The sequence below is a fragment of the Rubrobacter sp. M3-4 genome, from assembly GCF_059772285.1.
The window spans coordinates 153,137-179,175 of the sequence record NZ_JCBAJP010000005.1; the positions used below are offsets into that span (position 1 = coordinate 153,137).

General features: G+C 67.6%; 29 protein-coding genes. 11 read left to right on the forward strand and 18 right to left on the reverse strand.

All coding sequences use genetic code 11. The features are described 5' to 3' along the window. The first annotated feature begins 10 nt into the window (after positions 1–10). Positions 11–1,624: a flippase gene (locus tag AC6EKW_RS07645; RefSeq protein ID WP_273887989.1), complete on the forward strand. Its 1,614-nt coding sequence runs from the start codon at positions 11–13 to the stop codon at positions 1,622–1,624. Beyond that, positions 1,617–2,537 (forward strand): sulfotransferase, encoded by a 921-nt coding sequence (locus tag AC6EKW_RS07650; protein ID WP_498514077.1) that lies wholly within the window; start codon positions 1,617–1,619, stop codon positions 2,535–2,537. The genes AC6EKW_RS07645 and AC6EKW_RS07650 overlap by 8 nt, the downstream gene beginning before the upstream one ends. On the opposite strand, the gene AC6EKW_RS07655 is transcribed toward AC6EKW_RS07650, so the two are convergent. Together AC6EKW_RS07655 and AC6EKW_RS07660 are read right to left on the reverse strand one after the other, a co-directional pair. Next, the gene (locus AC6EKW_RS07655) at positions 2,534–3,133 is read right to left on the reverse strand and encodes a sulfite oxidase-like oxidoreductase (protein WP_273887987.1); all 600 of its coding nucleotides are present in this window, start codon (positions 3,131–3,133) and stop codon (positions 2,534–2,536) included. The genes AC6EKW_RS07650 and AC6EKW_RS07655 overlap by 4 nt on opposite strands. Then, positions 3,134–3,817 (reverse strand): L-2-amino-thiazoline-4-carboxylic acid hydrolase, encoded by a 684-nt coding sequence (locus AC6EKW_RS07660; protein ID WP_273887986.1) that lies wholly within the window; start codon positions 3,815–3,817, stop codon positions 3,134–3,136. 376 nt (positions 3,818–4,193) lie between these two features. Between AC6EKW_RS07660 and AC6EKW_RS07665 the strand changes: the two genes are divergently transcribed. After that, the gene (locus tag AC6EKW_RS07665) at positions 4,194–4,739 is read left to right on the forward strand and encodes a helix-turn-helix domain-containing protein (protein WP_273887985.1); all 546 of its coding nucleotides are present in this window, start codon (positions 4,194–4,196) and stop codon (positions 4,737–4,739) included. Here the strand turns inward: AC6EKW_RS07665 and AC6EKW_RS07670 are convergent. The 3 genes from AC6EKW_RS07670 to AC6EKW_RS07680 are packed head-to-tail and all read right to left on the reverse strand — an operon-like array spanning position 4,732 to position 6,217. Then, on the reverse strand, positions 4,732–4,920 hold the full coding sequence (locus AC6EKW_RS07670; protein ID WP_273887984.1) for a PCP reductase family protein: 189 nt from the start codon (positions 4,918–4,920) through the stop codon (positions 4,732–4,734). The two genes, AC6EKW_RS07665 and AC6EKW_RS07670, sit on opposite strands and share 8 nt — an antisense overlap. Positions 4,921–4,976: 56 nt before the next feature. Next, a complete protein-coding gene (locus AC6EKW_RS07675) occupies positions 4,977–5,342 on the reverse strand; it encodes an Mth938-like domain-containing protein (protein WP_498514078.1) in 366 nt (121 codons plus the stop codon). A gap of 8 nt (positions 5,343–5,350) precedes the next feature. Continuing rightward, positions 5,351–6,217, reverse strand: coding sequence for an NAD(P)-dependent oxidoreductase (locus tag AC6EKW_RS07680; RefSeq protein WP_498514079.1), 867 nt, complete (start codon positions 6,215–6,217; stop codon positions 5,351–5,353). A 164-nt stretch (positions 6,218–6,381) separates the two neighbouring features. On the opposite strand from AC6EKW_RS07680, the gene AC6EKW_RS07685 reads away from it, so the two are divergent. The 3 genes from AC6EKW_RS07685 to AC6EKW_RS07695 all read left to right on the forward strand — a co-directional run bounded on the left by AC6EKW_RS07685 (position 6,382) and on the right by AC6EKW_RS07695 (position 10,443). Next, positions 6,382–7,335 carry an ABC transporter ATP-binding protein gene (locus AC6EKW_RS07685; protein WP_273887981.1) on the forward strand — a complete coding sequence of 318 codons (954 nt, stop codon included), beginning with the start codon at positions 6,382–6,384 and terminating at the stop codon, positions 7,333–7,335. Next, complete coding sequence (locus AC6EKW_RS07690) at positions 7,313–8,035, forward strand: ABC transporter permease (RefSeq protein WP_273844418.1); 723 nt, start codon at positions 7,313–7,315, stop codon at positions 8,033–8,035. The genes AC6EKW_RS07685 and AC6EKW_RS07690 overlap by 23 nt, the downstream gene beginning before the upstream one ends. A gap of 74 nt (positions 8,036–8,109) precedes the next feature. Next, positions 8,110–10,443: a penicillin acylase family protein gene (locus tag AC6EKW_RS07695; protein WP_498514080.1), complete on the forward strand. Its 2,334-nt coding sequence runs from the start codon at positions 8,110–8,112 to the stop codon at positions 10,441–10,443. Here AC6EKW_RS07695 and AC6EKW_RS07700 read toward each other — a convergent pair. The 6 genes from AC6EKW_RS07700 to AC6EKW_RS07725 form a co-directional block, all read right to left on the reverse strand. Continuing rightward, positions 10,440–11,285: an ABC transporter permease gene (locus AC6EKW_RS07700; RefSeq protein WP_273887978.1), complete on the reverse strand. Its 846-nt coding sequence runs from the start codon at positions 11,283–11,285 to the stop codon at positions 10,440–10,442. The genes AC6EKW_RS07695 and AC6EKW_RS07700 overlap by 4 nt on opposite strands. A 17-nt stretch (positions 11,286–11,302) precedes the next feature. Beyond that, positions 11,303–12,106, reverse strand: a complete 804-nt coding sequence (locus tag AC6EKW_RS07705; protein ID WP_498514081.1) for an ABC transporter ATP-binding protein — start codon at positions 12,104–12,106, stop codon at positions 11,303–11,305. Then, positions 12,073–12,288: a hypothetical protein gene (locus AC6EKW_RS07710; protein WP_273887975.1), complete on the reverse strand. Its 216-nt coding sequence runs from the start codon at positions 12,286–12,288 to the stop codon at positions 12,073–12,075. Before AC6EKW_RS07710 ends, AC6EKW_RS07705 begins: the two co-directional genes overlap by 34 nt. 383 nt (positions 12,289–12,671) lie before the next feature. Then, the gene (locus AC6EKW_RS07715; RefSeq protein WP_273888103.1) at positions 12,672–12,938 is read right to left on the reverse strand and encodes an OsmC family protein; all 267 of its coding nucleotides are present in this window, start codon (positions 12,936–12,938) and stop codon (positions 12,672–12,674) included. Beyond that, the gene (locus AC6EKW_RS07720) at positions 12,939–13,139 is read right to left on the reverse strand and encodes a hypothetical protein (RefSeq protein ID WP_273887974.1); all 201 of its coding nucleotides are present in this window, start codon (positions 13,137–13,139) and stop codon (positions 12,939–12,941) included. Positions 13,140–13,190: 51 nt separating this feature from the next. Next, complete coding sequence (locus AC6EKW_RS07725) at positions 13,191–14,729, reverse strand: MDR family MFS transporter (protein ID WP_498514082.1); 1,539 nt, start codon at positions 14,727–14,729, stop codon at positions 13,191–13,193. A gap of 112 nt (positions 14,730–14,841) precedes the next feature. Between AC6EKW_RS07725 and AC6EKW_RS07730 the strand changes: the two genes are divergently transcribed. Beyond that, on the forward strand, positions 14,842–15,657 hold the full coding sequence (locus AC6EKW_RS07730; protein WP_498514083.1) for a dienelactone hydrolase family protein: 816 nt from the start codon (positions 14,842–14,844) through the stop codon (positions 15,655–15,657). Positions 15,658–15,702: 45 nt separating this feature from the next. Here the strand turns inward: AC6EKW_RS07730 and AC6EKW_RS07735 are convergent, their stop codons facing one another. The 3 genes from AC6EKW_RS07735 to AC6EKW_RS07745 all read right to left on the reverse strand — a co-directional run bounded on the left by AC6EKW_RS07735 (position 15,703) and on the right by AC6EKW_RS07745 (position 18,386). Next, positions 15,703–16,281, reverse strand: coding sequence for a peroxidase-related enzyme (locus AC6EKW_RS07735; protein ID WP_273887969.1), 579 nt, complete (start codon positions 16,279–16,281; stop codon positions 15,703–15,705). 61 nt (positions 16,282–16,342) lie between these two features. Then, the gene (locus tag AC6EKW_RS07740) at positions 16,343–17,329 is read right to left on the reverse strand and encodes an aldo/keto reductase (protein ID WP_498514084.1); all 987 of its coding nucleotides are present in this window, start codon (positions 17,327–17,329) and stop codon (positions 16,343–16,345) included. Between the two features lie 70 nt (positions 17,330–17,399). Beyond that, entirely contained in the window at positions 17,400–18,386 is a 987-nt protein-coding gene (locus tag AC6EKW_RS07745) for a zinc-dependent alcohol dehydrogenase family protein (protein WP_498514085.1), read from the reverse strand. 70 nt (positions 18,387–18,456) lie between these two features. Here AC6EKW_RS07745 and AC6EKW_RS07750 point away from each other — a divergent pair, with 70 nt between their 5' ends. Both AC6EKW_RS07750 and AC6EKW_RS07755 read left to right on the forward strand, forming a co-directional pair. Continuing rightward, positions 18,457–19,215, forward strand: a complete 759-nt coding sequence (locus AC6EKW_RS07750; RefSeq protein WP_498514086.1) for a helix-turn-helix domain-containing protein — start codon at positions 18,457–18,459, stop codon at positions 19,213–19,215. Positions 19,216–19,283: 68 nt separating this feature from the next. Beyond that, a complete protein-coding gene (locus AC6EKW_RS07755; RefSeq protein WP_273887964.1) occupies positions 19,284–19,649 on the forward strand; it encodes a VOC family protein in 366 nt (121 codons plus the stop codon). Between the two features lie 47 nt (positions 19,650–19,696). Here the strand turns inward: AC6EKW_RS07755 and AC6EKW_RS07760 are convergent, their stop codons facing one another. Beyond that, positions 19,697–20,656: a helix-turn-helix transcriptional regulator gene (locus AC6EKW_RS07760; RefSeq protein WP_498514087.1), complete on the reverse strand. Its 960-nt coding sequence runs from the start codon at positions 20,654–20,656 to the stop codon at positions 19,697–19,699. A 104-nt stretch (positions 20,657–20,760) separates the two neighbouring features. Here AC6EKW_RS07760 and AC6EKW_RS07765 point away from each other — a divergent pair, with 104 nt between their 5' ends. Next, positions 20,761–20,964 (forward strand): hypothetical protein, encoded by a 204-nt coding sequence (locus tag AC6EKW_RS07765; protein WP_498514088.1) that lies wholly within the window; start codon positions 20,761–20,763, stop codon positions 20,962–20,964. A 73-nt stretch (positions 20,965–21,037) separates the two neighbouring features. On the opposite strand, the gene AC6EKW_RS07770 is transcribed toward AC6EKW_RS07765, so the two are convergent. Next, positions 21,038–23,566, reverse strand: a complete 2,529-nt coding sequence (locus AC6EKW_RS07770; protein WP_498514129.1) for an ATP-dependent Clp protease ATP-binding subunit — start codon at positions 23,564–23,566, stop codon at positions 21,038–21,040. A 366-nt stretch (positions 23,567–23,932) separates the two neighbouring features. Here AC6EKW_RS07770 and AC6EKW_RS07775 point away from each other — a divergent pair, with 366 nt between their 5' ends. Further along, positions 23,933–24,583: a PRC-barrel domain-containing protein gene (locus AC6EKW_RS07775; protein ID WP_273889305.1), complete on the forward strand. Its 651-nt coding sequence runs from the start codon at positions 23,933–23,935 to the stop codon at positions 24,581–24,583. Here the strand turns inward: AC6EKW_RS07775 and AC6EKW_RS07780 are convergent. After that, complete coding sequence (locus tag AC6EKW_RS07780; protein WP_273889304.1) at positions 24,580–25,548, reverse strand: LLM class F420-dependent oxidoreductase; 969 nt, start codon at positions 25,546–25,548, stop codon at positions 24,580–24,582. The two genes, AC6EKW_RS07775 and AC6EKW_RS07780, sit on opposite strands and share 4 nt — an antisense overlap. A gap of 61 nt (positions 25,549–25,609) precedes the next feature. Beyond that, positions 25,610–26,014, reverse strand: coding sequence for a preQ(1) synthase (queF, locus tag AC6EKW_RS07785; RefSeq protein ID WP_498514089.1), 405 nt, complete (start codon positions 26,012–26,014; stop codon positions 25,610–25,612). Between the last annotated feature and the right edge of the window lie 25 nt (positions 26,015–26,039).

Consider the following 26,039-nt stretch of genomic DNA (forward strand, 5'->3'; position numbering starts at 1 on the left):
TCCTCCGCTAATGGACTCCCGAGGACAGGACAGGACGGGCGGTCTCCCGGGCAGGGAGCCCGAGCAGGACATAGCGCCCGGGGTCACCCCGACCGGACGGGACGACACCTACGTCGCCCGGGTCGCCCGCGGTGCCGGGATCAGCACGCTCGGGCAGGGGGTCGGACGCCTGCTAGGATTCATCACCCAGATCGCCATCTCCAGGCTCTTCGGCGCCGAGACGTACGGCTTCTACTCCTCCGGGGTGGCGGTCGTGACCGGAGCACAGACCGTCTCCCGCTTCGGCATGGAGAACAGCGTCGTGCGCTACGTCGCCCACCACCGGGCGAAGGGAGACACCCCGAGGGTCAAGGGCACGATCGTGCAGACCGTCCTGATCACGCTCGGGATAAGCCTCGCGCTGGGCGCGGCGCTCTTCTTCACGGCCCCCTTCGTCGCCACCCACCTCCCGAACAGCAGCCCTGAGATGGCGACGGTCATCCGGGCGTTCGCGTTCGTGTTGCCGTTCTTCGTGTTCATGAGCATGGTCGCCTGGGCGACCCAGGGCTTCCAGACGGTCACCTACGCCGCCTACGTCCAGCAGTTCGCAAGGCCAGCGCTCTTCCTGGTGCTGCTCGGCGTCTTCTATCTGTTCGGCAGGAGCGTCACCAGCGTCATAGCCGCCTACGGCGCCGCGATGCTGCTGGCCGGGCTCCTCGGGGTGTACTTCCTGAAGAGACTCTTCCCGCCGCTCTTCGACCGCCGCGTTCCCCCGAAGATGGAGACCCGCGAGCTCTTCAAGGTCTCGATCCCTCTGAGCATCGCCACCGGGGCCCGCTACCTGGACAACCAGTCGGCGGTCCTGATCCTCACCGCTTTCGCCGCCGGAGCCCCGGTCGGGATCTTCAACGCCGCCGCCCGCACCGCCACCCTCTCGACGATCGTGCGCTTCGCCTTTTCCGGCATCTTCTCCCCGATCATCTCCAGCTTCTACGCCCGGGGCGAGCTCGATCAGCTCGGCAGGCTCTACAAGGACGTATCGCGCTGGATCTTCATCGGGGCCTTCCCCATCTTCCTGGTCATCGTGGTGCTCGGGCACGACATCCTCGCGGTCTTCGGCAAAGACTTCGTCAGGGGGGAGAGCGCGCTCTGGATCGTCGCGGTGGCCCAGCTCTTCAGCGCCTCGGTCGGGACCACGCCGCGCATGCTCGCGATGACCGGCCGCCAGAACATCGAGATGGTCGCGACCACCTCCGCCGCCATCCTCGGCGTGATCGTGAGCCTGCTGCTGGTCCCGCACTTCGGGATAATCGGGGCGGCCGTGGGGATGGCGACGGCGATCGTCGCGGAGAACGCGGGGACGATGGGTGCGGTCAGGTGGAAGATTGGCTTCTGGCCCTACAGCCCGGAGTGGCTGAAGCCGCTCATCGCGGGCGTCGTCGCCGCTCTCGCGACCTACTTCCTCGGCCTCTTCTTCCCGGTTCACATCCCGATCGTGCGGGTGGCCGCCCTGGGCGTCTTCCTGGGGATGGTCTTCCTCGCTGTCCTGCTCCTCCTCGGCCTCTCGGAGACGGACCGCGAGTTCCTGCGCACCTTCTGGAACGTCGCCCGCAGGTACCTTCCACGGAGGCTGGGGCGTGGTTAAGGTCCTCTACGTCGTGGGCCTCGGGCGCAGCGGGAGCACGATCCTCTCGAACTCCCTGGGGCAGATCAGGGGGTTCTTCTCGGCCGGCGAGCTGAACTTCCTCTGGCGGCACAACGTGCTGGAGAACCGCCTGTGCGGCTGCGGGAGGCCGTTCCACGAATGCGCCACCTGGCAGGAGATCATGCGGCGCGCCTTCGGCGGCCCGGACGAAGACTTCGCCCGCGAGATGATCCGGCTACAGCGGGCCGGCACCCGCACCCGCCACATCCCGCTCATGCTCGCCCCCGGAGGGTGGAGGCGGATGGAAGGCCGCATCGGGAAGCTCCTCGCCTCCTACGGCAGGCTCTACGAGGCCATCGGCGAAGTCGCCGGCAGCCGGGTGGTCGTGGACTCATCGAAGGAGCCCGCGCACGGCTACGCGATGTCCCACGCCCCCGGCGTCGAGCTCTACGCGCTGCACCTCGTCCGCGACCCCAGGGCCGCCGCCTACTCCTGGCAGAAGAAGAAGCGCCAGCCCGACACCGAGAACCGGGAGTACATGTTCAGCTCCCCCCCGGCCCGCAGCGCCGTCATGTGGAACGCCTGGAACGCCGCCGCCGAAGCCCTCTGGCGGAAGACCCCGGATAGATACCTCCGCCTGCGCTACGAGGACTTCGTCGCCGATCCGCGTGCGAGCTTCCTGAGCATCCTGAAGCTGGTGGACGAGGAGGACGCCCGCATCCCGCTGACCGGAGAACGCGGGGTCGAGCTCGGCGTGAGCCACACCGTCTCCGGCAATCCCAACCGCTTCGAGACCGGCACCGTCGAGCTGCGAGAGGACCGCCGCTGGCAGACGGAGATGTCCCCCCGCGACCGCGCGCTCGTCACCGCACTCACCGCGCCGCTGCTCTCGCGCTACGGGTACCGCCCCTAGAAGCTGAAGCTGTAGCGCTGCTCGCGCCAGGGGTCGCCGTAGTTGTGGTAGCCGTTCTCCTCCCAGAAGCCAGGCCTGTCCTCGGCGAGGAGTTCGATGCCGCGCACCCACTTCGCGCTCTTCCAGCCGTAGAGGCGCGGGACGACGAGCCTCAGAGGATACCCGTGCCCCGGCGAGAGCGGCTCGCCGTCGTGGTGGGTGGCGAAGAGGACGTCCTCCTCGTATAGCTCTTCGAGCGGGACGTTGGTCGTGTAGCCGCCGTCGCAGAACACCGAGACGAACTCCGCCTCCGGCTCGGGCTTCGCGAGCTCCAGGATGTACTTCGCCTGCACGCCCATCCACAGGTTGTCGAGCCGGCTCCAGGAGGTGACGCAGTGCATGTCCGCCCTCACCTCGACCTTCGGGAGCCTGCCCCACTCCTCCCAGGTGAACCTCAGGGGGTTCTCGATAAGCCCCTCGACCCGGAAGTCCCAGCTCTCGGGGTCGAACCCCGGGGTCGGCCCGGCGGTCAAAACCGGCCACCTCTCCCCCACCAGGTACTGCCCGGGCGGCACCCGCTCGCGACCCCGCGCGGTGTCTATCTCGATACGCTTCATCTACTCCGCCGGGGCCTTCTCTCTCTTCCCCGGCTTGCGGCCGATCTGCACCATCTCCGGCTTCACGCCCCCCGCGGGACCGTCGCCGAGGGCCTCATCCCTGTACTGGTAGACGCCGCGGCAGGTCTGCCCTCCGGTGGTCCTCTTCTCGGTGTAGGAGAGCTTCACGTTGGGGTTTATCGCCTTGACGAGCGCCTTCTCGTAGGTGGAGAAGGCGGCGCAGGGCTTGACGTCCCAGCCGGGGACGCCCTCCTTGCCCATCCCGCCGAACCACGGGCAGCGGTCGGCGTTTATGACGTACCGCCCCTCCTTCTGCTCGGTCAGCGTGATCTCGATGTCGAAGAAGCGGTTGGCGAGCATGACCACGTCGACGGTGTCCTTCATCGTCCTCACGCCGAGCTGCTCGCGCAGGTCCCGCCCCTGCTTCTCCCCGATGCGGCTCATCGCGAGCTGCGCTATCTTTTGCCCGTTGTAGCCGAGGTCGTCCGCCGCCCGGATCATCTCGTCCAGGATCACACCGGTCCCGCTCGACGCGGCCTTCCACTTGTACCACGAAGGCCCGGGCAACCCGAGCCGCATCGCGATCCGGGCGAGAAACAGGGGCAACCTCGGAAGACCGTAGACCTTGAGCCACTTCATGGAGATCGAACCGAACCCTTCCTTCGCCTGCAGGCTACGGACCATTATACCCGCCACGCGGGGAGACCCGACGTGTTATCATGGTTACAGGTTGTTGGCCTCTGGGTAGGAGGGAAGGGTCCGATGGACAGCTGAACCCGACAACCTTCCGGGAGCCATGAGGTGCCCGGACCGGGCCGGTGGTTGCGCGTCCGTGTAGCAGTGGGGGCGCTTCGCCGGCCCGGATATTTTTTGCGGATCCCGGCACCAGCCCACCGGAAACCTCCCCCTCCAAAACCGCCCGAACAACCAAACCCCACAGCCCGTCTAACATTCTTCCACGACTACTTCAAGACAGAAAATTAACAATCTACTATGCAAAAAACGGCTTGCGGAACAGGCATGCTATACTTACGGGTGAGTAGAGGCGTATGAAGAGGGCATGGAGAGGAACGAGAACATAGGGGAGCGGCTGGTCGAGATCCGACGGCTGAAGATGTGGACTCAGAGCAAGCTCGCCGAGGAGGCGGGGGTGAGTCCGACGACGGTATCGGGGATAGAGAGCGGCAGGATCTCGAACCCGCACTTCGGGACGGTACGCAAGCTTGCGCGGGCGCTGGGGGTCGATCCCCGGGGGCTGCTCTCGCCACAGGGGGGGCAGGGCCCTGCGACGGAGCCCGAGGCGTCGCTGGAGTGGGCGATGTCGGTCGGGGAGGACGAGTTCGAGCGGATGCTCGAGAGGTTTCCGCTCGCGGATCTCGAGCGTCTGTTGCGCGAGCTCTACGAGGAGTGCCGGAGGCTGCAGGAGCTCTACGGCGAATTCCCGGCCAGGAGCAACCAGCGCTGGTTCATAAAGCGTCAGATCCGCGAGGTCTACGCCCGTTCCGGGTCGATAGAGACGACGATCATGTTCCACCGCGAGGCACGCGAGGGGCGGCCCGCGGAACGGGCGGAGGAAGGCGGTAGATCGCGAGGCCGGGTTACTTGAAGCGGTACTGGCGGTAGGAGCGAGCGCTCTCGTCCACGTCGGCTTCGGTCACGCGGTCGCGGCCGCGGCTCGCGACGCGCTCTTCGATGCGCTTGCGGATGTAGCGGCGCATGAAGAAGGGGCTGCGCTTGATCCTGCGTTCGGCCTCCGGATCCCAGGTGATTTTCTTGGTCTCCGCCACGGCGATCTCCTCCTTTCGAGTACAGCGTCTCTCCTCGGTCATTATATCCCCAGCCGCTAGCAGGTCGAGTGCACCAGCGCACCCACCGCCCGGCCCTCTTCGCACAGCCGCTCGTAGAGTGCGGCGGCCTCGGGAGTTTGGAGAACATGCAATTCGATGCCGTGCCCCTCGAGAAATACCCTGGTCTCCGGCGAGACCCCGAGGCGGCCGTGGAAGCCGCAGCCGATGATCACCTCTCTGGCGCCCCTCTCGAGCAGCTCGGACACGTCGGCCGGTTGCACGCCGGGATGATGATGGGTTCCGGTCTCGCCCCAGTCCCACTCCCGCGCTCCACCGGGAAAGAGCTTGGCGTCCCGGAAAACGCCGCGATCCGTCTCGACCCTGCCCCAGGAGAGGCCGGTCACGCGCGGCGCGGGTCTCATCGCATCCCTCAGGAACTTTGCACACCCTCGTAGATGGCGGCCATGTCCTCCTGACCGTGGCCGGACTCGATCGCACGGTCGAAGTGTGAGGCCACGGCCTCGGAGACGGGCATCCCGAGAGCCCCTCCCGCGGCCGCTTCGAGGATGAGCCCGACGTCCTTGCGGGCCAGCTCGAGCGGGAAGCTCACCGGGTACTCTCCCTTTATCATCATCCGGCCCTTCATCTGGGCGTACGGTGAATCCATCTGGCCCCCCTCTATGATGTTCAAGAACCCCTCCGGGTCAACCCCGAGCGCGCGGGCGAGGGCTATCGTCTCGGCGAGCGCCCCGAGGAGCCCGTCGATCCAGTTGTTCGCGACCAGCTTCAGCCGGCTCGCCTCCCCCGCTTCGGGGCCGAGCCAGAGCGTCCTGCGTCCCACCGCGTCGAAGACGGGTGCGCACCGCTCCTTCAGCTCTTCGGGGCCGGAGACGATCACCACCAGCTCCCCCCGCTCGGCGGGCTGCTTCGTGCCGAGCACCGGGGCGTCCACGTAAGAGACACCGGCACGCTTCGCGAGCTCGGCCAGCTTCCCGCACCCTGAGACGCCCACGGTGCTCGTCTGCAGCCACACGCCGTCCCGGGCGAGAGCCCCGAGCACACCGTCCCCGAGCACTTCCTCGATGACCTCCGCCGTGGGGAGCATCGTGATCAAAAAATCCGCTCCCTCCGCGGCCTCCTCCGGACTTGCGGCGACCATTGCCCCCTCTTCCGAGAGGGGCTCGGCCTTCTCCCGCGTGCGGTTCCACACGCCGACCTCGAACCCGGCCTTCAGCAGGTTCCTCGCCATCGCCGCGCCCATGATCCCGGTTCCGAGCACCGCTATTCTCGTCGCCATCACAGACCCTCCAGACTCCGGACACTCCACACCCGACATCTACCCTCCACGGAGCCGCGGCTAACCCGGCGCCGGTAAACCGCTTAACATACTCCGCCTGCGAAAGAGCGCTAGAATGTTTCTTCGTGGTGGATTCGGACCAGTAAAAAGGAGACCCACGGACCTTGCCTCCGGTACTCGAGGTCGAAAACGTAACGAAGGTATACAAAAGCAGCGGACGCGGGGTCGAAGGTGCGAGCCTGCAAGTCGAACGAGGCGAGGTCTTCGGGCTCATGGGCCCCAACGGGAGCGGCAAGAGCACGCTGCTCGGCGTCGTCTCCACCCGGATAAAACCGGATGAGGGCTCCTTCAAGGTCTGCGGGCTCGACGGGGTGAGAGAGAGGCGGAAGGTCCGGGCGAAGCTCGGGCTCATGGTGGACCGCCCGACCCACTACGGCGATCTCACGGCGTGGGCGAACGCCTACCTCTTCGCCAGCTTCTACGGGATGGACGAGAAGAAAGCCGAGCGGGCGCTCGCGGAGCTCTTCGAGTACTTCGACCTGGCCGAGTACCGGGACGACAAGGCCAAGACCTTCTCCTACGGGATGGGCAAGAAGCTCGCCCTGATCGAGGCGATGGCCCACGACCCGGAGCTCCTGCTGCTGGACGAGCCCTCCGTCGGGCTCGACTACACCTCGCAGCTCGCCTACCAGCGCAAGATCCGGGATCTCGCCTCCTCCGGGACCGCCATCGTGCTGGCGAGCAACCAGGTCGACGAGGTCGAAGCCCTGTGCGACCGGGTGGCGTTCCTGCACCGGGGCAGGATCGTCACGACCGGAACACCGGACGAGTTGATCTCGACCCTCGAGGGGCTGCAACGGGTGGTCGCGCGGTTGCGGGTCCCGGTCGAGTACGATCCGGTACTCGAAGTCGAGGGTGTAAGGCAGGTCGTCACCGAGGGCAGGGACCTCGTGATCCACTGCGAAGAGAGGAGCGGCATCGTCGCCGACGTCGTCGCGGCGCTCGTGCGGGCGGGTGGGGACATCGTGACGCTCTCGGTCCGGCGCCCGAACCTGGAGGACGTGTACGTGAAGCTCACCGGGGAGGCTCTCAGGGATGAAGATCAACCCGCCGGATAGTTACTGGAAGAAGGACGTCGTCCTCTTCTTCAGCCGGCGCTTCGCGCTCGCCTTGAAGTTCCTCTACCCGATAGCCCTCATCGTCCCGGTGGCGGCGAGCGGCATCCCACCGCAGTACGGGGCGGCGGTGGTGGGGATCGTGGCGCTCATGGCCGGCACCTTCGGTGCGGGCGAGAGCCTGACGACGGATATAAACGACGGCATCCTGGTGCGCCTGGCGATGACCCCGCGCTCGCCGTACAGGATCACCTTCGAGATCCTGGCGGTGAACGCCGTGCTGGACTTCCTGCAGCTGTTGCCGGCGCTCATCATCACCTACATCCTGCATCCCGCCCCCGCCATATGGCTCGCGGCGACGACCTTCGCGGTCTTCCTGACGCTGTTCGCAGCGAACTGCATCGGGATCTTCATCGCCAACTTCACCACCTCCCCGGCGGACGTGCTGCTGTACGCGACCGCGATACTCTTCCCCCTGATCTACCTCTCCGGCTTCTTCCGCAACCGCCACCCGACCGGCGCCCTGGCGACCATCCGAGATTTCATCCCCTTCTCCTACATGAACGACGCCCTCGGGGTGGTCTTCGGCCTCAGGGGCACCTTCACCCCGGCGGAGATCTTCGTCTACCCGGCGATCATCTGCGCCCTCGTGGCCGCCGCCGTCTGCCTGACCGGCCCGAAGCTCCTCTCTCCCCGCACCTAGAGCCCACACCACCGGTGCTAGAATGACGGCGGGTGGGATTATCACCCGCTGAGTATCCGGAAGAGGAGGGGTCTTTGGCGGGGAGGGGAAGGCGCATTCTGCGCTGGCTCGGGCTGGCCGTGGCCGTGGTCGTGGCGGTTACCATCGTGGCCGGTGTGGGAGGATACCTCTACCTGAAGAGGAGCACGCTCCCGCAGGGGAGCGGGACGCTCAGGGTGGCGGGGCTGCACCACCCGGTCGAGGCGATCCGGGACTCCCACGGCATCCCTACGATAGAGGCGAGAGACGCCCACGACCTGTTCTTCGCGCTCGGGGTGGTCCACGCGCAGGACCGGTTGTGGCAGATGGACTTCCAGCGCAGGATCGGGCGCGGGACGCTCTCGGGGGTGCTCGGCAGGGCCACGGTGGAGCAGGATCAGTTCGTCAGGACCTGGGGCTTCTACCGGGCGGCCCGGGAGGCCTACCGCAACCTGGATCCGGCCTCGAAGCGGGTGGTGGACGACTACGTGGCCGGGATCAACGCCTACCTGAAGACCGACCCGCCGCTTCCGGTCGAGTTCCGGCTGCTCGGATACAGGCCCGCACCGTGGCGGCCGGCCGATGTTCTGGTGTGGGCCAAGCTGCAGAGTTTCGAGCTCTCGGCGAACTGGGACTCGGAGCTCGAACGCTACCGGCTGCTCGCGAGAGGGCTGAGCAAGAGGCGCATCGCGCAGCTACTCCCCCCATACCCCAAGGACGCCCCGACGGTCCTGAGCGGGGCGGACGTCTCCCAGGGGAACGTCTCGCGAGCCGACGCGGAGCAGGCCGAGGCTGTACTGCGGGCAGGCCGCTCGCTCCCGGAGGCGCTCGCGGCCTCAAACGACTGGGTCGTCTCCGGCCGGTACACCACGACCGGGAAGCCCTTCCTCGCCAACGACCCCCACCTCGGGCTGCAGGCCCCCTCGATCTGGTACCTGGTGCACCTGAAGTCCCCCGGCATCGACGCTACCGGGGCCTCGTTCCCCGGTCTTCCGGCCGTCGTGATCGGTCACAACCGCCACATCGCCTGGGGGGTGACCAACGTCGGGGCGGACGTGGAGGATCTCTACGTGATGCACGACGTGGACGGCGGCAGGGCCTACATCTACCGGGGGAAGGTGCGTCCCTACCGGGTGCACCACGAGACGATAGAGGTCAAGGGCGCAAAGCCCGTGCACCTGAGCGTACGCGAGAGCGTCTACGGGCCCGTGATCTCCGACGTGGAGAAGGTCCCCGGCGGCAGGAGCCTCTCGCTGCGCTGGACGAGCCTCGCCCCGAAGGACGGCACGATCGGGGCCTTCCTCGGCGTAGAGAAGGCGGAGAACTGGCGCCAGTTCAACGCGGCGCTCCGCAGCTACGTCGCCCCGAGCCAGAACTTCGTCTACGCCGACAAGGAGGGCAACATAGGCTATGTGGCGCCGGGCAAATTCCCGATCCGGAAGAAAGGGGACACCGGGCTCTACCCGATGCCCGGCAACGGGAGTTGGGACTGGCGAGGTTGGGTCCCCTACCGCGACTGGCCCCGGACGTTCAACCCCAGGGAGGGCTTCGTCGTCACCGCGAACAACAAGGTAACACCGAAGGACTACCCTTACACGCTCTCGCTCGAGTGGGCCGACCCCTACCGGGCGGAGCGCATCCGGCAGATGATCGAAGAGGTAACGAACTCCGGCAGAAAGCTCTCCCGGAAGGATATGGAGCGGATACAGTTCGACCAGAAGTCGCTCCTCTTCGAGAGCTTCCGGCCGGTCATAGAGGACATGCACCCCCTCACCGGGGACGGCGAGACCTGGCGGAAGCGGCTCCTCCGGTGGGACGGGAAGGTATCACCATCCTCGCGCGAGGCGGCGCTCTTCGAGGGCTGGTACGCCCGGCTCACCCGACTCCCGGCGAAGGAGGTCGGGGAGGAGCACTGGGACCACCCGCGTTACATCCTGAACGCCCTCGAGCACGGGGACAGGGCCTGCGGCACCCGGAAGGAGTGCCTCGCGTACGCCGCCCGGGCCTTCGACCGCACGCTCGAGGGGTTCGGTGGGAATGTGCCCCGGTGGGGAGACATCCACAAGACCGTGATAGACCACCCGGTACTCTCCAAGAGCCCGCTCGCCCGCTTCGCCGACCGGACCCTGTCGCACGGGGGGGACGAGTCGACGGTGAACGTCGGCTCCTACGACCCCTCGAGCTTCGAGATGACCGCCGGGCCGAGCTACCGCCAGGTCGTCAGCCTCGCCGACCCCGGAGACTCGCGCTTCGTCATGCCGATGGGCGAGTCGGGGAACCTCCTCTCTTCCCACTATGACGACCTGCTGCCGCTCTGGCAGGACGGACGCTACCTGCCGATGCGGGGCGGGAGGAAGGGTTCGGGGGAGAGGCTCCTGCTCGAGCCTTAACCGCTGCGCTTGAGCTTCCCGCTCTTCCTCGCATAGAGCTCGCCGAGGTGGAAGACCAAAAGCCCGAGCGGGACGAAGACGGCGCCCATCACCAGAAGCGGCCAGACGAAGCCCCACAGCGCGCCGAGACCGGCACCGTCCAGAAGCGCCTTCCTCACCCCCTCTAGCCCGTAGTAGACCGGGGAGAGGTGCGCGATCTCCTGCATCCAGCCCGGCAGCACGCCGATCGGGTAGTAGACGCCGGAGACCAGCAGGATCAGGGCGGAGATTATGTAGGTGACCTGCTGCCCCTTCTCCGGTGAGAGGAGCGGCATCACCGCCGCGATTACCCCGAACCCCACGAGCGAGACGCTGCACGCGCCGAGCACGACGAGGGCTCCCAGGTAATCGGCGTGCGAGAGGTCGAGCTCGAAGAGGAGCGAGACCGCGGCGAGGATGAGCGCGGTGCGCAGTATCCCGTAGACCACCGCGTAGATCCCCATCCCGAGGAGGTGGGTCACCCGGCTCGCCGGGCTCATGAAGGTGTACTCGATCGTCCCCTCCCACCGCTCCCAGCTCACCGTCTCGGAGAGCACGTCGAAGATCATCGAGAGGTAGCTCCAGATGAGCGCCCCGATGAGCAGATACGTCGTGAAGCGCGCCACGTCGATCCCGCCCCCGCCGGAGAGGACACCGGCACCTTTGCCGATGAACGTTATGGAGATGACGTTGACCGCGGTGTAGGTGAGCCAGACCAGCTCCCACATGAAGTAGCGCCGGGTGAGGTAGTAGTTCCTCTGCACGTACCCCCAGGTGGCAACGAGCTCTATCGCCCACCTGGGTTTCATCCCGCCCTGCCGCAAGGCACACCTCCTCTTCTTCAGGCCGAGGCCTGCTCGACGCCGTATCCGGTGGCGGCCATGAAGGCCTCCTCGAGGGTGCGCGCCCGGTAGTGCCGCTTGAGCGCGCCGGGTTCTTCGAGCGCCAGGATGCGCCCGCCGGCCATGATCCCGACGCGGTCGCAGAGCCCTTCGGCCTCGTCCATGTCGTGGGTGCAGAGCAGGATCGAAGCGTCTCGCTCCTCCCTCATGCGCCGGATGAGCGCCTGCACGTCGCGCTTGCTCGCCGGGTCGAGCCCGGTCGTCGGCTCGTCGAGCAGCATCAAAACCGGGCTCGTGAGCAGCGCCCGTGCCAGGGCTATCTTCTGCTGCATCCCGCGCGAGAGGTTCTCCATCGGCTCGGAGGCACGCCCGAAATCGAAGCCGATCTCCTCGAGGATCCGGCGTATCCGCGGGCGGGCCTCCCCGCCCCCGACCCCGTAGAGCTTCGCCCCGTAGAGTAGATTCTCCATCGCCGAGAGCTTCTTGAAGAAGCTGGCCTCCACGCTGACCCGGTTCATGTAGCGCTGCACCCGTTTGGGGTGCTTCACGGCGTCGATCCCGAAGACCTGGACATCCCCCTCATCCGGTACGACGAGGGTGGAGACGACGCGCACCAGCGTGCTCTTGCCGCTCCCGTTCGGACCGAGGATGCCGACGACCTCACCCCGGCCCACCTCGAACGTGACGCCGTCCAGCGCCCGCACCGTCTCCCCCCGCCGCCTCCTGAAGCCCTTGCGCACCCCCCGCAGCGTAAGGGCGGCCCCTTCTCTCAAAGCCGCCCCCTCGCCTCGAGGCGCTCCCATACGATGCGCCAGGTCTCCTCACGCTCGAGCGCGACCGCCGCCACGAACAACCGCCGCGCCACCCGCGCCCGCAGCGTCGGCCGCCCGCAGGCCGCAAGCCGCGCAAGCCTCCTCTCCTCCGCCTCTCTCAACCTCTCCCTCTCCCGTTCCTTCGCCACCTGATGATCTCCGTAGTACGACACGACCCAGACTCCTTCTACTCCGAAGCCGTCCTCAGAATGCCCCGCCCTCTCTCCCAAAAGGACCGGAGGCTACGAAAGATCCGGGTGCGGACGTACAAGACTTCGGGCCTCCGGTCCCGATGTCCGGAGGCCCTCTGGCAAAAGATGCCGCTGGTTCAGCGCATCAACGAGGGTGAGAGGACATCAGGGCGCACCTCTCCGCAGGCAGGCTGTCGGTCACCGCGATGACCGCCGCCGCGCTGTTCATAAGACGGATCAGCACCTCTCACCCCTTTCTGTCCTCGAAGAGATCTTCACGACTTCAGAGAGCTTAACACCGCCGCGAGAACTTTGTCAACCGAGTTACGCAAATTTCTCCAACATCGCTGCACAAAACTTAACAATCACCGGAGGGGTTCCAGCTCCAGGGTGCTGGAGATCTCGATGCTCCCGCGGATGGAACGGGCGACGGGACATCCGTCGGCGTAGAAGGAGAGGATGCGCTCTATGGTCTTACGGTCGTCCTCCCTCGCACGCAGGTGGTAACGGACGTTTATACGCTTGACGACGAGCACGTTGCCCTCCAGTTCCACCTCACCGGCAACCTCGGCGCTAAGGCCGGTGAAGGAGACGCGACGCGCTGCCAGCGCGCCCGAGAAGGTCCCGAGCAGTCAACCGCCGGCTGCGGCGACCAGGTAGTCGAGCGTGGTGGCGTGCGCAGGCTCCTCCTCCGGCGAGACCCCGTAGTGCCTGGCGACCTCACCGTGGACGCCGAACAACACCGGCTCTCCGTCCGGGGGGACGTAAGCGCGGCGGATCTTACCTTCGACCGGCTCGACCTTCACCCGGGAGACGTAGGCGACCTCGGCCATGTTGCACACCTCCTGCGGCGCTCCGCGTGTCGTAGTCGCGTATTTTTTACCCTAGCCGCGTTTCCCGAAACTCAGCGGCTCGAAGCGTCGGGGGGTGGCGAGCAGCACGACTATACCGAGGAGGGCGAAGGCGGCGAGCGCGAGGAAGACGTGGTGGGCGGCGAGGTAGAGACCGTGACGTACGTAGGAGGCGGCCCGATCGTCCAGGGCGTGGGCTCCGTTCCCGCCGAGCAGGCGGCTCGCGGCGTCGACGGTATGGGGGACGCGCCCCGAGATGTCCGAAGGAGCACGGGAGAGCCAGCCGAGCAGGGCGGAGTTGGCGATGGTGCCGAAGAGCGCAGCGCCGACGGCCTGACCGAGCTGACGGGTGAACATGTTGGCGCCGGTGACCGTCCCGCGCCGCTCCCAGCCGACGACCTGCTGCAGACCGACGACGATGGGGGTGGAGAGGAGGCCGAGCCCGAGGCCCATGACGAAGCTCCCGGCGGCGGCGAGCCACAGGGGGGAGGATTGCGGGAGGAGGCTGAAGACGACGCCGGAGGCCAGGCAGAAGAGGGAGCCGATGAGCGCGGTGTCGCGGAAGCCTATCCTGAGGTAGAGGCGCCCGGAGAACGTCGAGGCCAGCGGCCAGCCGATCGACATCACCGCGAGGGAGAATCCCGCGGCGACGGCTCCCGCACCGAGCACCCCCTGGGCGTAGGTCGGGAGGAAGGTGGTCAGCCCGATCGTGAGCAGCCCGAGCACCGCCGCCGAGAGGTTCGCCCCGACGAGGAGCCGGCGCCCGAAGACCCAGGGCGGGAGCGTGGGCTCGGCGGCGCGGCGCTCGCGCCGGACGAAGGCAGCCAGGAGCAAAGCGGCGAGTGAGAACACCCCGACGATCTGGGGCGAGAGCCAGGGCCAGCCGACCCCGCCCTCGAGCAGCCCGAAGATGACGAGCCCCACCCCGAGCGCGAGGAGCGCCGCCCCCTGGTAGTCGAGTTCATGATGCGTCTTCTCGACGCTCTCCTTCAGATAGATCCCGACGACGAGCAGCGCCAGCGCGCCCACGGGGAGGTTTATGTAGAAGATCCAACGCCACGAGGCATACTCGGAGAGCAGCCCGCCGAGCGCCGGGCCCACGACCGCAGAGATGCCCCACACGCTGGAGAGAGCGCCCTGGATGCGGGCCCGCTCACGCACGTCGTACATGTCGCCGGCGAGCGTGGTGACCGTCGGCTGTATCGCCCCGGCCCCCACCCCCTGCACAGCCCGGAAGGCGATGAGCGCGGGCATGCTGAAGGAGAGACCGCACAACACCGACCCGAGCAGGAACACCCCGGTCCCGAAGAAGAGCACCGGCTTGCGACCGTAGAGGTCGGAGAGCTTGCCGTAGATCGGCACCATCACCGCCTGCACGAGCAGGTAGATCGAGAAGATCCAGGTGAAGAGCGAGAAGCCCCCGAGGTCGCGCACGATCGAGGGCACGGCGGTCGAGACTATCGTCGCATCCATCGCCGCGAGCCCCATCGCGAGCACGAGCCCGAAGAGCACCCGTCCCCTGTGCGGGTACCCGCCGGCAGCCTCCCTTTGCGTCCGTGATCCCGTATCCAATCCGCTCCTCGTACGCCGATGCGCTTACGTCCACAAATATTACTGTTCGTATACGTGCGCGTACGGGTTCCGGGGATAAAATCTTCACGGAGCTTCACGGGAGGTGAAAAGCTTGGCTTACGGCATCGAGGAGTCGCGGGTTTCCTTCAGGGGTGACGGCAGGGCTCTCGAGGCGTACCTCGCGGTCCCGGAGGGCGCGGGAGATGGGTTGCCCGCGGTCGTCGTGATCCAGGAGATCTGGGGCCTGGAGGAGCACATCAGGGACGTGGCGCGGCGTTTCGCCGCCGAAGGGTACGTGGCGCTCGCGCCTGATCTCTACACCGGGGAGTGGAACGAGAAGCTCACCCCGGAGCGCGTCGCGCGGGCGATGGGCTTCCTGCGGGGGGCTTCTCAGGAGGTCCAGCGCGACCCGGAGAAGCTCGAGAATGCGCTCTCGGAGAAGCCGCAGGAGGAGAAGGATGCGGTCATGATCCTGCGGCGCCTGCTCACCCCCGAGCAGCGGATGGCTTTCGCCCGGGATCTCGTCGGCGCGGTGCGCTACCTGCAGAAGAGGCCCGAGGTGGACCCCGGGCGCATCGGGAGCGTGGGGTTCTGCATGGGCGGGGGCATCTCGGCCGATCTCGCCGTGGTGTGCCCGGAGCTCGCGGCGGCGGTCATCTTCTACGGGCAGAACCCGCCGCTCGATCGGGTACCGGAGATAAACGCCCCGGTGCTCGGCATCTACGGGGAGGAAGACAAAGGCATCACCGGGGCCGTCCCGGAGCTGGAGAGGGCCATGAGGGAGGCGGGCAAGGACTTCCGCTACCACGTCTACCCCGGCGCCCCGCACGCCTTCTTCAACGACACCCGCCCCAACTACCGGAAGGAGGCCGCCGAGGACGCCTGGCGGCGCACGCTCGAGTTCTTCGGGGAGACGCTGGGCCGCTAACCCGAGGGATCGTCCCTCGTCGGGCTCTCGATCCCCGCACCGCCTTCAGCGAAACAGGGCGTGGTACTCCTCGTTCGGGATCATGCCGCAGGCGAGCGACATCCGGTTGGTGAAGTTGTACATCGCGGCGATCTCGGCCACGTCCCACACCTCCTCCAGCGTGAGCCCGTAGCCCTGCAGACGCTCGATGTCTTCCGGGGTGCACTCGAGCGGCTCCTTCGTTACCTTGACCGCGTAGTCGAGGATCGCCCGGGTGCGCTCGTCGAGCCCGGCCCGGCGGTAGTCGAGCGTGATCCTGTCGGCCGCAACCGGGTCTCCGAGCGCCCGCCGCAGCTCGGCGCCGTGCGCCACCAGGCAGTAGAGGCAGCCGTTCTCCATCGAGACGGCGACCGCGATCATCTCGCGCTCGGCCTCGCTCAGGTTGTCCGTGGGGACGTGGAGCTGTTTGTAGTGGTTGAACCACGCCGAGAGACGCTCGGGCCGGAAGCTGTACGCCCGGAAGACGTTGGGTACGAACCCCACGTTCTCCTTCGCCTTGCGGAAGAGCCCCTGCAGGTTCTCCGGCAGCTCGGATTCGTCGGGCACCGGGAACCAGCTTATCGGGACGCTGGTCTTCTGGGCCATCTCTCTAGCACCGCCTTTCTCCTCTCCTGCGACAGCGGCCCTATCTTACCCTCCCTAAACCTCAGCGGTTCACCGCGCGCATGGCGTCCTCGGGATAGCGCTCCCCGGCCGCGGCGCCCTTCGGAGCGACCTCGTCGATGCGCCGCAGATCCTCCTCCGTCAGCTCTATCTCGACGGCCGCGGCGTTCTCCTCCAGGTAGCGGCGGCGCTTGGTGCCGGGGATGGGCACGATATCCTCCCCCTGGTGCAACAGCCAGGCCAGCGCGAGCTGGCTCGCGGTGACGCCCTTCTCGTCGGCGATCTGCCTCACCCTGTCGACGAGCTGGAGGTTCTTCTTGAAGTTCTCGCCCTGAAAGCGCGGGGAGTTGCGCCGGTAGTCGCCTTCGGGAAGGTCCTCGAAGCGGCGGAACCGCCCGGTCAGGAAGCCGCGCCCGAGCGGGCTGTAGGCGACGAATCCTATCCCGAGCTCGCGGCAGGTGGGCAGGATCTCGTCCTCCGGATCCCGGCTCCAGAGCGAGTACTCGGTCTGAAGGGCGGTGACCGGGTGTACCGCGTGCGCTTTGCGGATCGTCTCCGGCGCGGCCTCGGAGATCCCGAGGTAGCGTACCTTGCCGGCCTCGACGAGCTCCTTCATCGCCCCCCAGGTCTCCTCTACGGGGGTGTCGGGGTCGACCCGGTGCTGGTAGTAGAGGTCTATGTGGTCGACGCCGAGGCGCTGTAGCGAGGCGTCGCAGGCCTTCCTCACGTAGTCGGGCTTGCCGCTGATGCCGAGCCGGGTCCCGTCCTCGGCGCGCACGTTTCCGAACTTGGTCGCGAGGACGACCTCCTCCCGCCGGCCCTTTATCGCCCGGCCGACGAGCCGCTCGTTGGTGAACGGTCCGTACATGTCCGCGGTGTCCAGGAAGTTTATGCCGAGGTCGAGCGCCCGGTGGATCGTGGCGATCGACTCCTCCTCGTCCGGGGTGCCGTAGAACTCGCTCATCCCCATGCATCCGAGCCCGATCTCCGACACGACGAGCCCCTGGCTGCCCAGAGCGCGTCTCTCCATATCACCCTCCTTCGAAAAGGCTTCCGCAAAACCAGGGTATGTTTTCCCGGGGTAAGCTCCTCCCGAAACCTCAGCCCACGGTGACGACCGCGGAGCCTTCGATCCTGCCTTCGCGGAGCGCATCGAGCGCCTCGTTGGTCCGCTCGAGCGGGAAGGTCTCCACGGTGGTGCGGATCGGGACCTTCGGCGCCAGCTCCAGGAACTCCTCGCCGTCGCGGCGGGTGAGGTTGGCGACCGAGCGCAGGACGCGCTCGCCCCAGAGTATCTCGTAGGGGAAGGAGGGGATGTCGGACATGTGGATCCCGGCGCACACCACCACCCCGCCCTTCGCCACCGCACGCAGCGCCGCCGGAACGAGGCTCCCCACGGGGGCGAAGATGATCGCGGCGTCGAGCTCCTCCGGCGGCCGCTCGTCCGAGCCTCCGGCCCACCCGGCTCCCAGGCTGCGCGCGAAGCGCTGCGCCTCCTCGTCCCCGGGTCGGGTGAAGGCGAAGACCCGCCGGCCCTGGTATACGGCGGCCTGGGCGATCATGTGCGCCGAGCTCCCGAAGCCGTAGAGCCCGAGCCTCTCCGCGTCCCCGGTCATCCTGAGAGAGCGGTACCCGATGAGCCCGCCGCACAGAAGCGGCGCGGCCTGCAGGTCGGGATAACCCTCGGGGATGGGGAAGCAGAAGCGTTCGTCGGCAACGGTGTACTCGGCGTAGCCGCCGTCTATCTGGTAGCCGGTGAAGCGGGCACCCTCGCAGAGGTTTTCCTGTCCCCTCCGGCAGTAGCGGCACTCCCCGTCGGTCCACCCGAGCCAGGGCACCCCTACCCTATCCCCCTCGGAGAAGCGCCCGGTCCCCTCCCCCATCGCCACGACCTCCCCGACGATCTGATGCCCGGGGATGAGCGGCAGCTTGGGCCCGGTCAGTTCACCGTCGACGATGTGCAGGTCCGTGCGGCACACCGCGCACGCCCTGACCCGGATCAGAACCTGCCCCACCCCCGGCTCGGGAACGGCGACATCCTCCATCCGCAGCGGCTCGCGCTGCCTCTCCAGGACCATCGCGCGCATATCTTTAGTCTACTACGTACCTCCGGAACCGCCTCTGGGAAGAGCCTGCAACCGGCCGTACAATCCCTGGATGGAGGAGGTTCGTGTAGAGGGCGCCCACGCGGTGGAGCGGGTGATCGCACGGATGCGGCGGGTGGAGGACGGCCCGCTCTCGCTGGAGGAGATGGCCGGGATTGCACACCTCAGCCCCTTCCACTGCTCGCGCCTCTTCAAGCAGGTCACCGGCGTCCCGCCCGGCACGTTCATGGCAGCCCTGCGGCTGGAGCGGGCCAAGCGGCTGCTTCTGACCACGGAGCTGGACGTCGCGGAGGTCTGCTACGAGGTCGGCTACGAGAGCCCCGGGACGTTCGCCACGCGTTTCTCGCGCCTGGTCGGCGTCTCTCCGGGGCAGATGCGCCGCCTCCCCGAGATGCTGGAGGGAGCGACCGAACGCCTCCGGGTGCCCGCGCTCCCGCCCGCGCCGGGGGGTGTGGTCTTCCGGGTGGGCGGAGAGCTCCCCGCCGGGGCGCTCGCCTTCGCCGGGCTCTTCCCCGCCGCGATCCCGCAGGGCCGCCCCGCAGCGTGCACGTTGATCGGAGGACCGGGCGAGCACCATATCCCACCGGCCCCCGACGGGCTCTACCACCTGATGGTCGCCGCGCTGCCGCCCCATACATCACCTCTGGAGATGCTGCTCCCCGGCCCCGAACTGCGCGTCGGGCACGCTCCGGTGGCGGTGCGCAGAGGTTCGTCCGCCAGCCCCGCAGACATCGCGCTGCGCCCGACCCGGCCCACAGACCCTCCGCTGCTCCTCGCGCTCGCTGCGCGCCTGCTGAAGAGAGCAAGATAGGAGAGGTCGAGGCGGCGTGCGGCGGCTATCTTCCTTGAGTACAAGGCAGGTCGGACGAAAGGAGAGCCGTGATCACGAAGGCGTATGTGGTGAGCGTGCACGTGGGCGACCAGGAGAGGGCGCTCGATTTCTACACGAACGCTCTGGGCTTCGAGAAGCGCTCCGACGAGCCGATGGGCGAGGGTGCGCGCTGGCTCACGGTGGCCCCCGAGGGCGCCGAGACCAGCATCTTCCTCGAGCCTGTCGGCTCCGAAGGCCGCGCCGGAGGCTGGGCGAACGTGATCTTCGAGTGCGACGACATCCACGCCACCTGCAATAAACTCCGCGATAAGGGGGTGGAGTTCTCCGAGGAGCCCACCAGGCAGCCGTGGGGGATGTGGGCGCGGTTCAGGGACCCCGACGGTAACGAGTTCGGGCTCTACGGCAGCAGGTAGAAGGATTCCCCCTCCCCCGGCGGGTCCCGATGCCGGGGCCCGCCTTTCTACCTGCGCCGGGCGAGCGCGGCAAGCTCCACGGCCCTCTCCTCCAGCGCGGATCTCAACTCCTCCGGAGCGCGAACGATGAAGGGGCAGTCGAGGGCGGCCAGCACGCGCGCCATCCAGCCCAGATCGGGCGTCGAGCACCGCAGGAGCGTACCCTCCTCCACCTGATCTAACGAAATTCCTATCGGCGGAAGCTGCCTGCGTGCTTCGCCCGGCTCCGTCTCGAGCAGCACCTCGACCGACCACTCCTCTCCCGGCGCGGCGGCCACCGCGTCTAGCAGCGCCTCCGGTGAGTCCAGCCCGGTCGGTGTCTCGAAGCCCTCTTCGAGCGGTCTCGCCTCCAGCACCCTATCCACCCGAAACAGGCGCAGCCCCCGCCGCAGGTGGCAGTATCCCGCCGCGTACCAGTATCCTTCCCGGTAGAAGACCCCGTAAGGATCGAACTTTCGCTCCGTCGTCCCCGACGAACCGGAGCGGTAGCGCATCCAGACCCTCCTCTCGCCTACGGCGGCGGCGAGCGTCAGGAGCGCCTCGCTCCTCGCAGATACGGCGGGTCTGTCTATCGCGATCGAGAGGGCCCGCTGCAGGGCACCGACCCTCTCCCGCAGCCCCCCGGGCATCACCAGCTCCAGCTTGGCCAGGGCGCCCTCCGCGGCCGGCGCCGCTCCCGAGAGCCCGAGCCTGCGAGCGGCCAGCAGCCCCAGCACGAGCCCCAGCGCCTCCTCATCGGTGAACATCATCGGCGGCAGCCGGTAGCCGGGCTGGAGCACGTAGCCCCCGTAGCGTCCACGCTCCGCTTCGACCGGGACGCCCATCTCCCGGAGCATCGCCGCGTAGCGCCGCACCGTCCGCTCCCCGACCTCGAGCCTCCTCGCAAGCTCCGGGCCCCCCATGCGCCCGCGGGATTGCAGGATCTCGAGCATCGAGAGCAGCCTGGTGGTCGGCCGGTAACCGTACACGACTTTCTCCCTTCCAGAAATTCGCAGAAGATTCTACCCGAAACAGGAACGCCACTGACCTGTTTCGGACGTATCTTCAGCCGGCAGGCGAAAACGGGAGGATCATGTACGGAGCATGGTACGGCGAAGCGCTGGCAAGAGAACGGCAGGAGCGACTTCTCGAGGAAGCACAGGAATGGCGGCTGGCGCGCATGGTCGCGGGGCCGGGACTGCGGGCGCGGGCGGCGCGCTGGCTCTTCGGGCTCGCACTCCTGCTGGAGCGGCGGGAGACCTGGCGGGCCGTGTGGGAACGCCTGGAGGCACCGTGATGAGAAGAAAGAAGAATCCCCTCCCGATGGCGGGAGGGGATTCTCTCCTGTTTCCGGTTTCAGCCTCTCCGGCTCAGGAGGCGGCGTGGACCTTCGTGGTGAAGGAGAGCTCCTCGCCGGAGCGGTCCACGAGGACGGTATCGCCCGCGGAGAACTCGCCGCCGATGATCCCGCTGGAGAGCGGGTTCTCGATGTAGCGCCGGATCGTGCGGGCGAGCGGACGGGCGCCGAACTTCTGGTCGTAGCCGCGCTCGGCGAGGAACTCCTTCGCCGCCGGGGTGACCTCGACCGAGACCTTCTGGTTCTCGAGGTTCCTGTTGAGCCGTCCGAGCATGATGTCCACGATCCTGAGCACGTCCTCCTTGGTGAGCGGCTGGAAGACGATGATCTCGTCGATCCGGTTCAGGAACTCGGGCCGGAAGGTGCGCTCGAGGGCGTCGCGGGCACGCCGCTCCATCTCCCGCGCGTCGATGCCCTCGCGGGCCGTGAACCCGAACTGACGCTCGGAGACCAGGTGCTGGCTGCCGACGTTCGAGGTCATGATGACGATCGTGTTCTCGAAGGAGACCGTTCGGCCCTGGGCGTCGGTCAGCCGTCCGTCGTCCAGCAGCTGAAGCAGCGTGTTGAACACGTCCGGGTGGGCCTTCTCGATCTCGTCGAAGAGGACCACGCTGTACGGGCGGCGCCGGACGGCTTCGGTGAGCTGGCCGGCCTCCTCGTAGCCGACGTACCCCGGCGGAGCCCCGACGAGCCGGCTCACGGTGTGCTTCTCCTGGAACTCGCTCATGTCGATGCGGATCATGGCGTCCTCCTCGCCGAAGAGGTACTCGGCGAGCGCCCGGGCGAGCTCGGTCTTGCCGACGCCCGTGGGCCCGAGGAAGATGAAGCTCCCCACCGGCCGCTTGGGGTCTTTGATCCCGGCGCGCGAGCGCCTTATCGCCTCGGCGACGGCCTTCACCGCCTTGTCCTGGCCGATGACCCGCTCGTGCAGCACGTTCTCCAGGTTCAGCAGCCGCTCGCGCTCCTCCTGGACGATGTTGGTCGCGGGCACGCCGGTCCACTCCTCGAGGATGCGGGCGATGTCCTCCCTCGTGACCTCGGGGGCGTTGGACTCGCGGCTCGTCGCCCAGCCCTGCTGCTGCTCGCGCAGCTCGGCCTTGAGCTGCTCGATGCGCTGCTTGAACCCGGCGGCCTTCTCGTAGTCCTCGGCCCGGACGGCGTCCTCCTTCTGGCGCTCGAGCGAGGAGATCTCATCCTCTATCCTCTTAACGTCCACCGGCGGGACCGTCGAGCGCAGCCGCACCTCGGCCGCCGCCTCATCCAGCAGGTCTATCGCCTTGTCCGGCAGGAAGCGGTCGGTGATGTAGCGGTCGCCGAGCTGCGCCGCACCGATGATCGCCTCGTCGGAGATCCTCACGCGGTGGTGCGCCTCGTAGCGGTCCCTGAGCCCGAAGAGGATGCCGATGGTCTCTTCGACCGTGGGCTCGCCGACCATCACCGGCTGGAAGCGGCGCTCGAGCGCGGTGTCCTTCTCTATGTTCTTGCGGTACTCGTCCAGCGTGGTCGCCCCGACGACCTGCAACTCGCCGCGGGCGAGCGCGGGCTTGAGCATGTTCGAGGCGTTCACCGCCCCCTCGGCGCCGCCGGCCCCGACGATCTGGTGCAGCTCGTCGATGAAGAGGATTATGTTCTTCTCCTCGGAGCGCAGCTCGCGCAGCAGCTGCTGCATCCGCTCCTCGAAGTCGCCGCGGAAGCGGGTCCCGGCGACCAGGCTCCCGACGTCGAGCGCGACGACCCGCTTGCCCTTCAGCGACTCGGGCACGTCCTCGGAGACGATGCGCTGCGCGAGCCCCTCGGCGATCGCGGTCTTCCCGACGCCGGCCTCCCCGATCAGAACCGGGTTGTTCTTGGTGCGGCGGCTGAGGATGCGGATGACCCGCGCGATCTCACCCGCCCGCCCGATGACCGGGTCGAGCTCCCCATCACGCGCCATCTGGGTGAGGTCGCGGCTGACCTGGTCGAGCGTGGGCGTCCGGCTCTGGCCCTGCGGACCGCCGGGGAACCCGCCGCCGGCGCCGCCGGCGCCCATCCCGGCGCCGGCACCCACGCCGGGGCCCATCTGCTGCCCGCCGCGCTGCTGCAAAAGACGCAGGATCTCCCGCCGCAACGCCTCGGCGTCCCCGGCACCGTTCTGCGAGAGGATGCGGTACGCGTTGCCATCCCCCTCGCCCAGAAGCCCGAGCAGCAGGTGCTCGGCACCTACCTGGCTCGCGCCCATCTGCCTCGCCGCGGTGAACGAGAGCTGCAGCGCCCGCTTGGCGCTCGGCGTGAAGGTGTACACCCGGTTCCCGGGGTCACCCCGCTGCTCCTCGAAGCGCCGCCTCATCCCCTCGACATCCGCCCCGGCTCGCCGGAGCGCCTCGGTAGCGACGTTCTCCCCCGAGACCACCCCGGCGAGCAGATGATCTGTGCCGATCGCGTCGGTCTCGGTCGTCCCCGCGGCGACCTCCCGGGCGCGCATGACGGCCTCCTGCGCCTCCTGCGAGAGCGCCTCGAAAAGTCCCGCCGATTGACTGTGCTGCTGGATCAAATTCTGCAACATCTCAAACGGTCCGAACCCGCCGCCCGACCCACCGAACATCCCGAGCTGCCTGGCACACTGATTGCACAGGTAGGTCGTCGTGCGGCGGTCCCCACTCTGCTGAAATACCTGCACGCTCGCGGGCCTCACCCCGCAGTTCTCGCATATCATCGATACAACGCCTCCAGACCTGTGTGCGAACCAAAACCCTTCTTATCTTCCCCGTTCCGGGGAAACCATAACCGTCTAGCAAGATCTAAGCCTGTCACGCTCATATTTTATTACTATGTCTCAGTAGATCAAGTAGATGTGCGAAGGTTCGGGGGGTGGTCGGGTGGGTAAGAAACGTTCCCGATGGCAGAGCGAAGAGAGGGAGGTTCTCAGGGCATGGAGGCGCGGGACACGATAGGTCTGGAGGCGCGGACGGCCGACGGGACGGGGATCGGCAGGGTCTCCGATGTTCTCTACGACGAGGAAAGCGGCGCGGCGACCCACCTGGTCGTCGAGCGCGAAGGGGAGAGCTTCGAGGTCCCCATCTCCGGGATATCCCTCGACGAGGAGGCGGACTTCGTCACCCTCCGGACCGACCGCCCGGACGCGGAGCCAGCCGGCCGGGTGGGGCAGGAGGAGTACGCCCCGGACGAGTCGGACGAGGAGGACCACCCGCACGAGGGTCAGTTCGTCACCGAGCCGCAGAGCGAGCCGGAGGCGCTCTCTCCCGAGGATCTGGCGCGCGAGGACTGGGAGGACGAGACCTACACCCCGGACTCCGGCTACCCCAGGAACGACGTCTACATAGACCCGGACACCGGCGAGGAGGTCACCGACCCGTACCTGGAGGACAACCGGGACCTCGGGGACGACGTGGAGGACCTGCTCGAGGACACGGAGCTCACGGTCCGCTCCGTGAAGGAGGGCGTCGTCGAGCTCTCGGGGAGGGCAGCCTCGCAGCAGGACCTGGAGGATACGATAGAGGAGATCATGGGGCTCGAGGGCGTCCGGGAGGTGGACGCGACCGACGTCGAGGTCTCCGGCTAGCGCAGCCGGGGGACGACCTCCTCGGCGAAGCGGTGGAGCATCGAGTGGTCGTAGGCGAGGCGCGGCAGGTAGACGATGATGTAGTCCGCCCCCGCCTCGACGCACCGCTCCAGACGTGATGCGACCTCGTCCGGGGTGCCGACGACGAACTCTTTGGCGTACTCCTCGTAGCTGCGGCCCATGCGGGCCTTCCCGGTGGCCCGCTCGGGGTCCTCGCCCTCCTCGAGGAGGTGGACGTTCACCGAGGTGGAGCGTGTGATCTCCTCGAAGTCGCGCCCCTCGCGCTCGCAGTGGCCGCGCAGGACGTCGAGCTTGTGCCGGATCGCCTCCGGGTCCCCCCCGCCGACGTTGCAGGCGTCGCCCCAGCGGGCGACCAGGCGCAGCGTCACCCTCTCGCCGCCGCCCCCGATCCAGAACGGCGGGTGCGGCTTCTGCGCGCTCTTGGGCTCGTTGATCGGGCGGTCTATGTGGTAGAACTCGCCGTCGAAGACGACGTCGTCCTCGGTCCACAGGCGGTGGATGATCTCGCACGCCTCCCGGAAGGCGCGCATCCTCTCGGGGACTTCGGGGAAGCCGTAGCCGTAGGCACGCCACTCGTGCTCGTACCAGCCCGCCCCGAGCCCGAAGAGGAGCCTGCCGCCGCTCATCACGTCCGCGGTGGAGGCCATCTTCGCCAAGAGCGCCGGGTTGCGGTAACCGTTGCAGGTGACCATCTGCCCGATCTTCACCCGCCTCGTGTCGCGGGCGAGCCCGGCGGTGGACATCCAGCACTCGAAGACGGTGTTCTTCGTCGGCTCGGGTACGGTGTGGAAGTGGTCGTAGAGCCAGATCGAATCGAACGCCCCGCTCTCCTCTGCGGCCCGGGCGACGGAGGTCATCGCTTCGTACTGCTCGACCGGGTCCTCTATCTCGACGAGGTCCATCCTCCACCCCTGCGGCACGAAGACGCCGAACTCCACCGGCATGAACACCCCTCTCTCTCGCTCCTGCAACCAGGGAAGCATAACCCCCGGCGGGGCGTAAAGTCTAACCCCTGCGGTCCGGGTAGCGGGCGACGGTCCGGATCTGCAATCCCCCGCGCACCCGCTGGGTGAGATCGACGGTCATCTCCTCCGGTCCGCAGGCGCGGACCAGATCCTCGAGGAGCGTCGCCGCGAGTTCCTCGGCGAAGATACCCCGATCCCGGAAGCCCCACAGGTAGAGCTTGAGGGATTTCGATTCGATCAGGCGCTCCCCCGGACGGTAGCTGAGCTTCAGGTCGTAGAAGTCCGGCTGGCCGGTCACCGGGCAGAGGGCCGTCAGCTCCTGCGTGGTGAACTCGACGGTCGCGTCGGTCGCGCCGTGGCTCCAGGGTACGGTATCCAGCTCGTCGGCGCCTATCGGGCCGCGCACGTCCCGCCCGAGCACCCGCCTGTCCGCAGCGTCGGACAAGGTCAAAACCTCCTCTGTTCGCCTC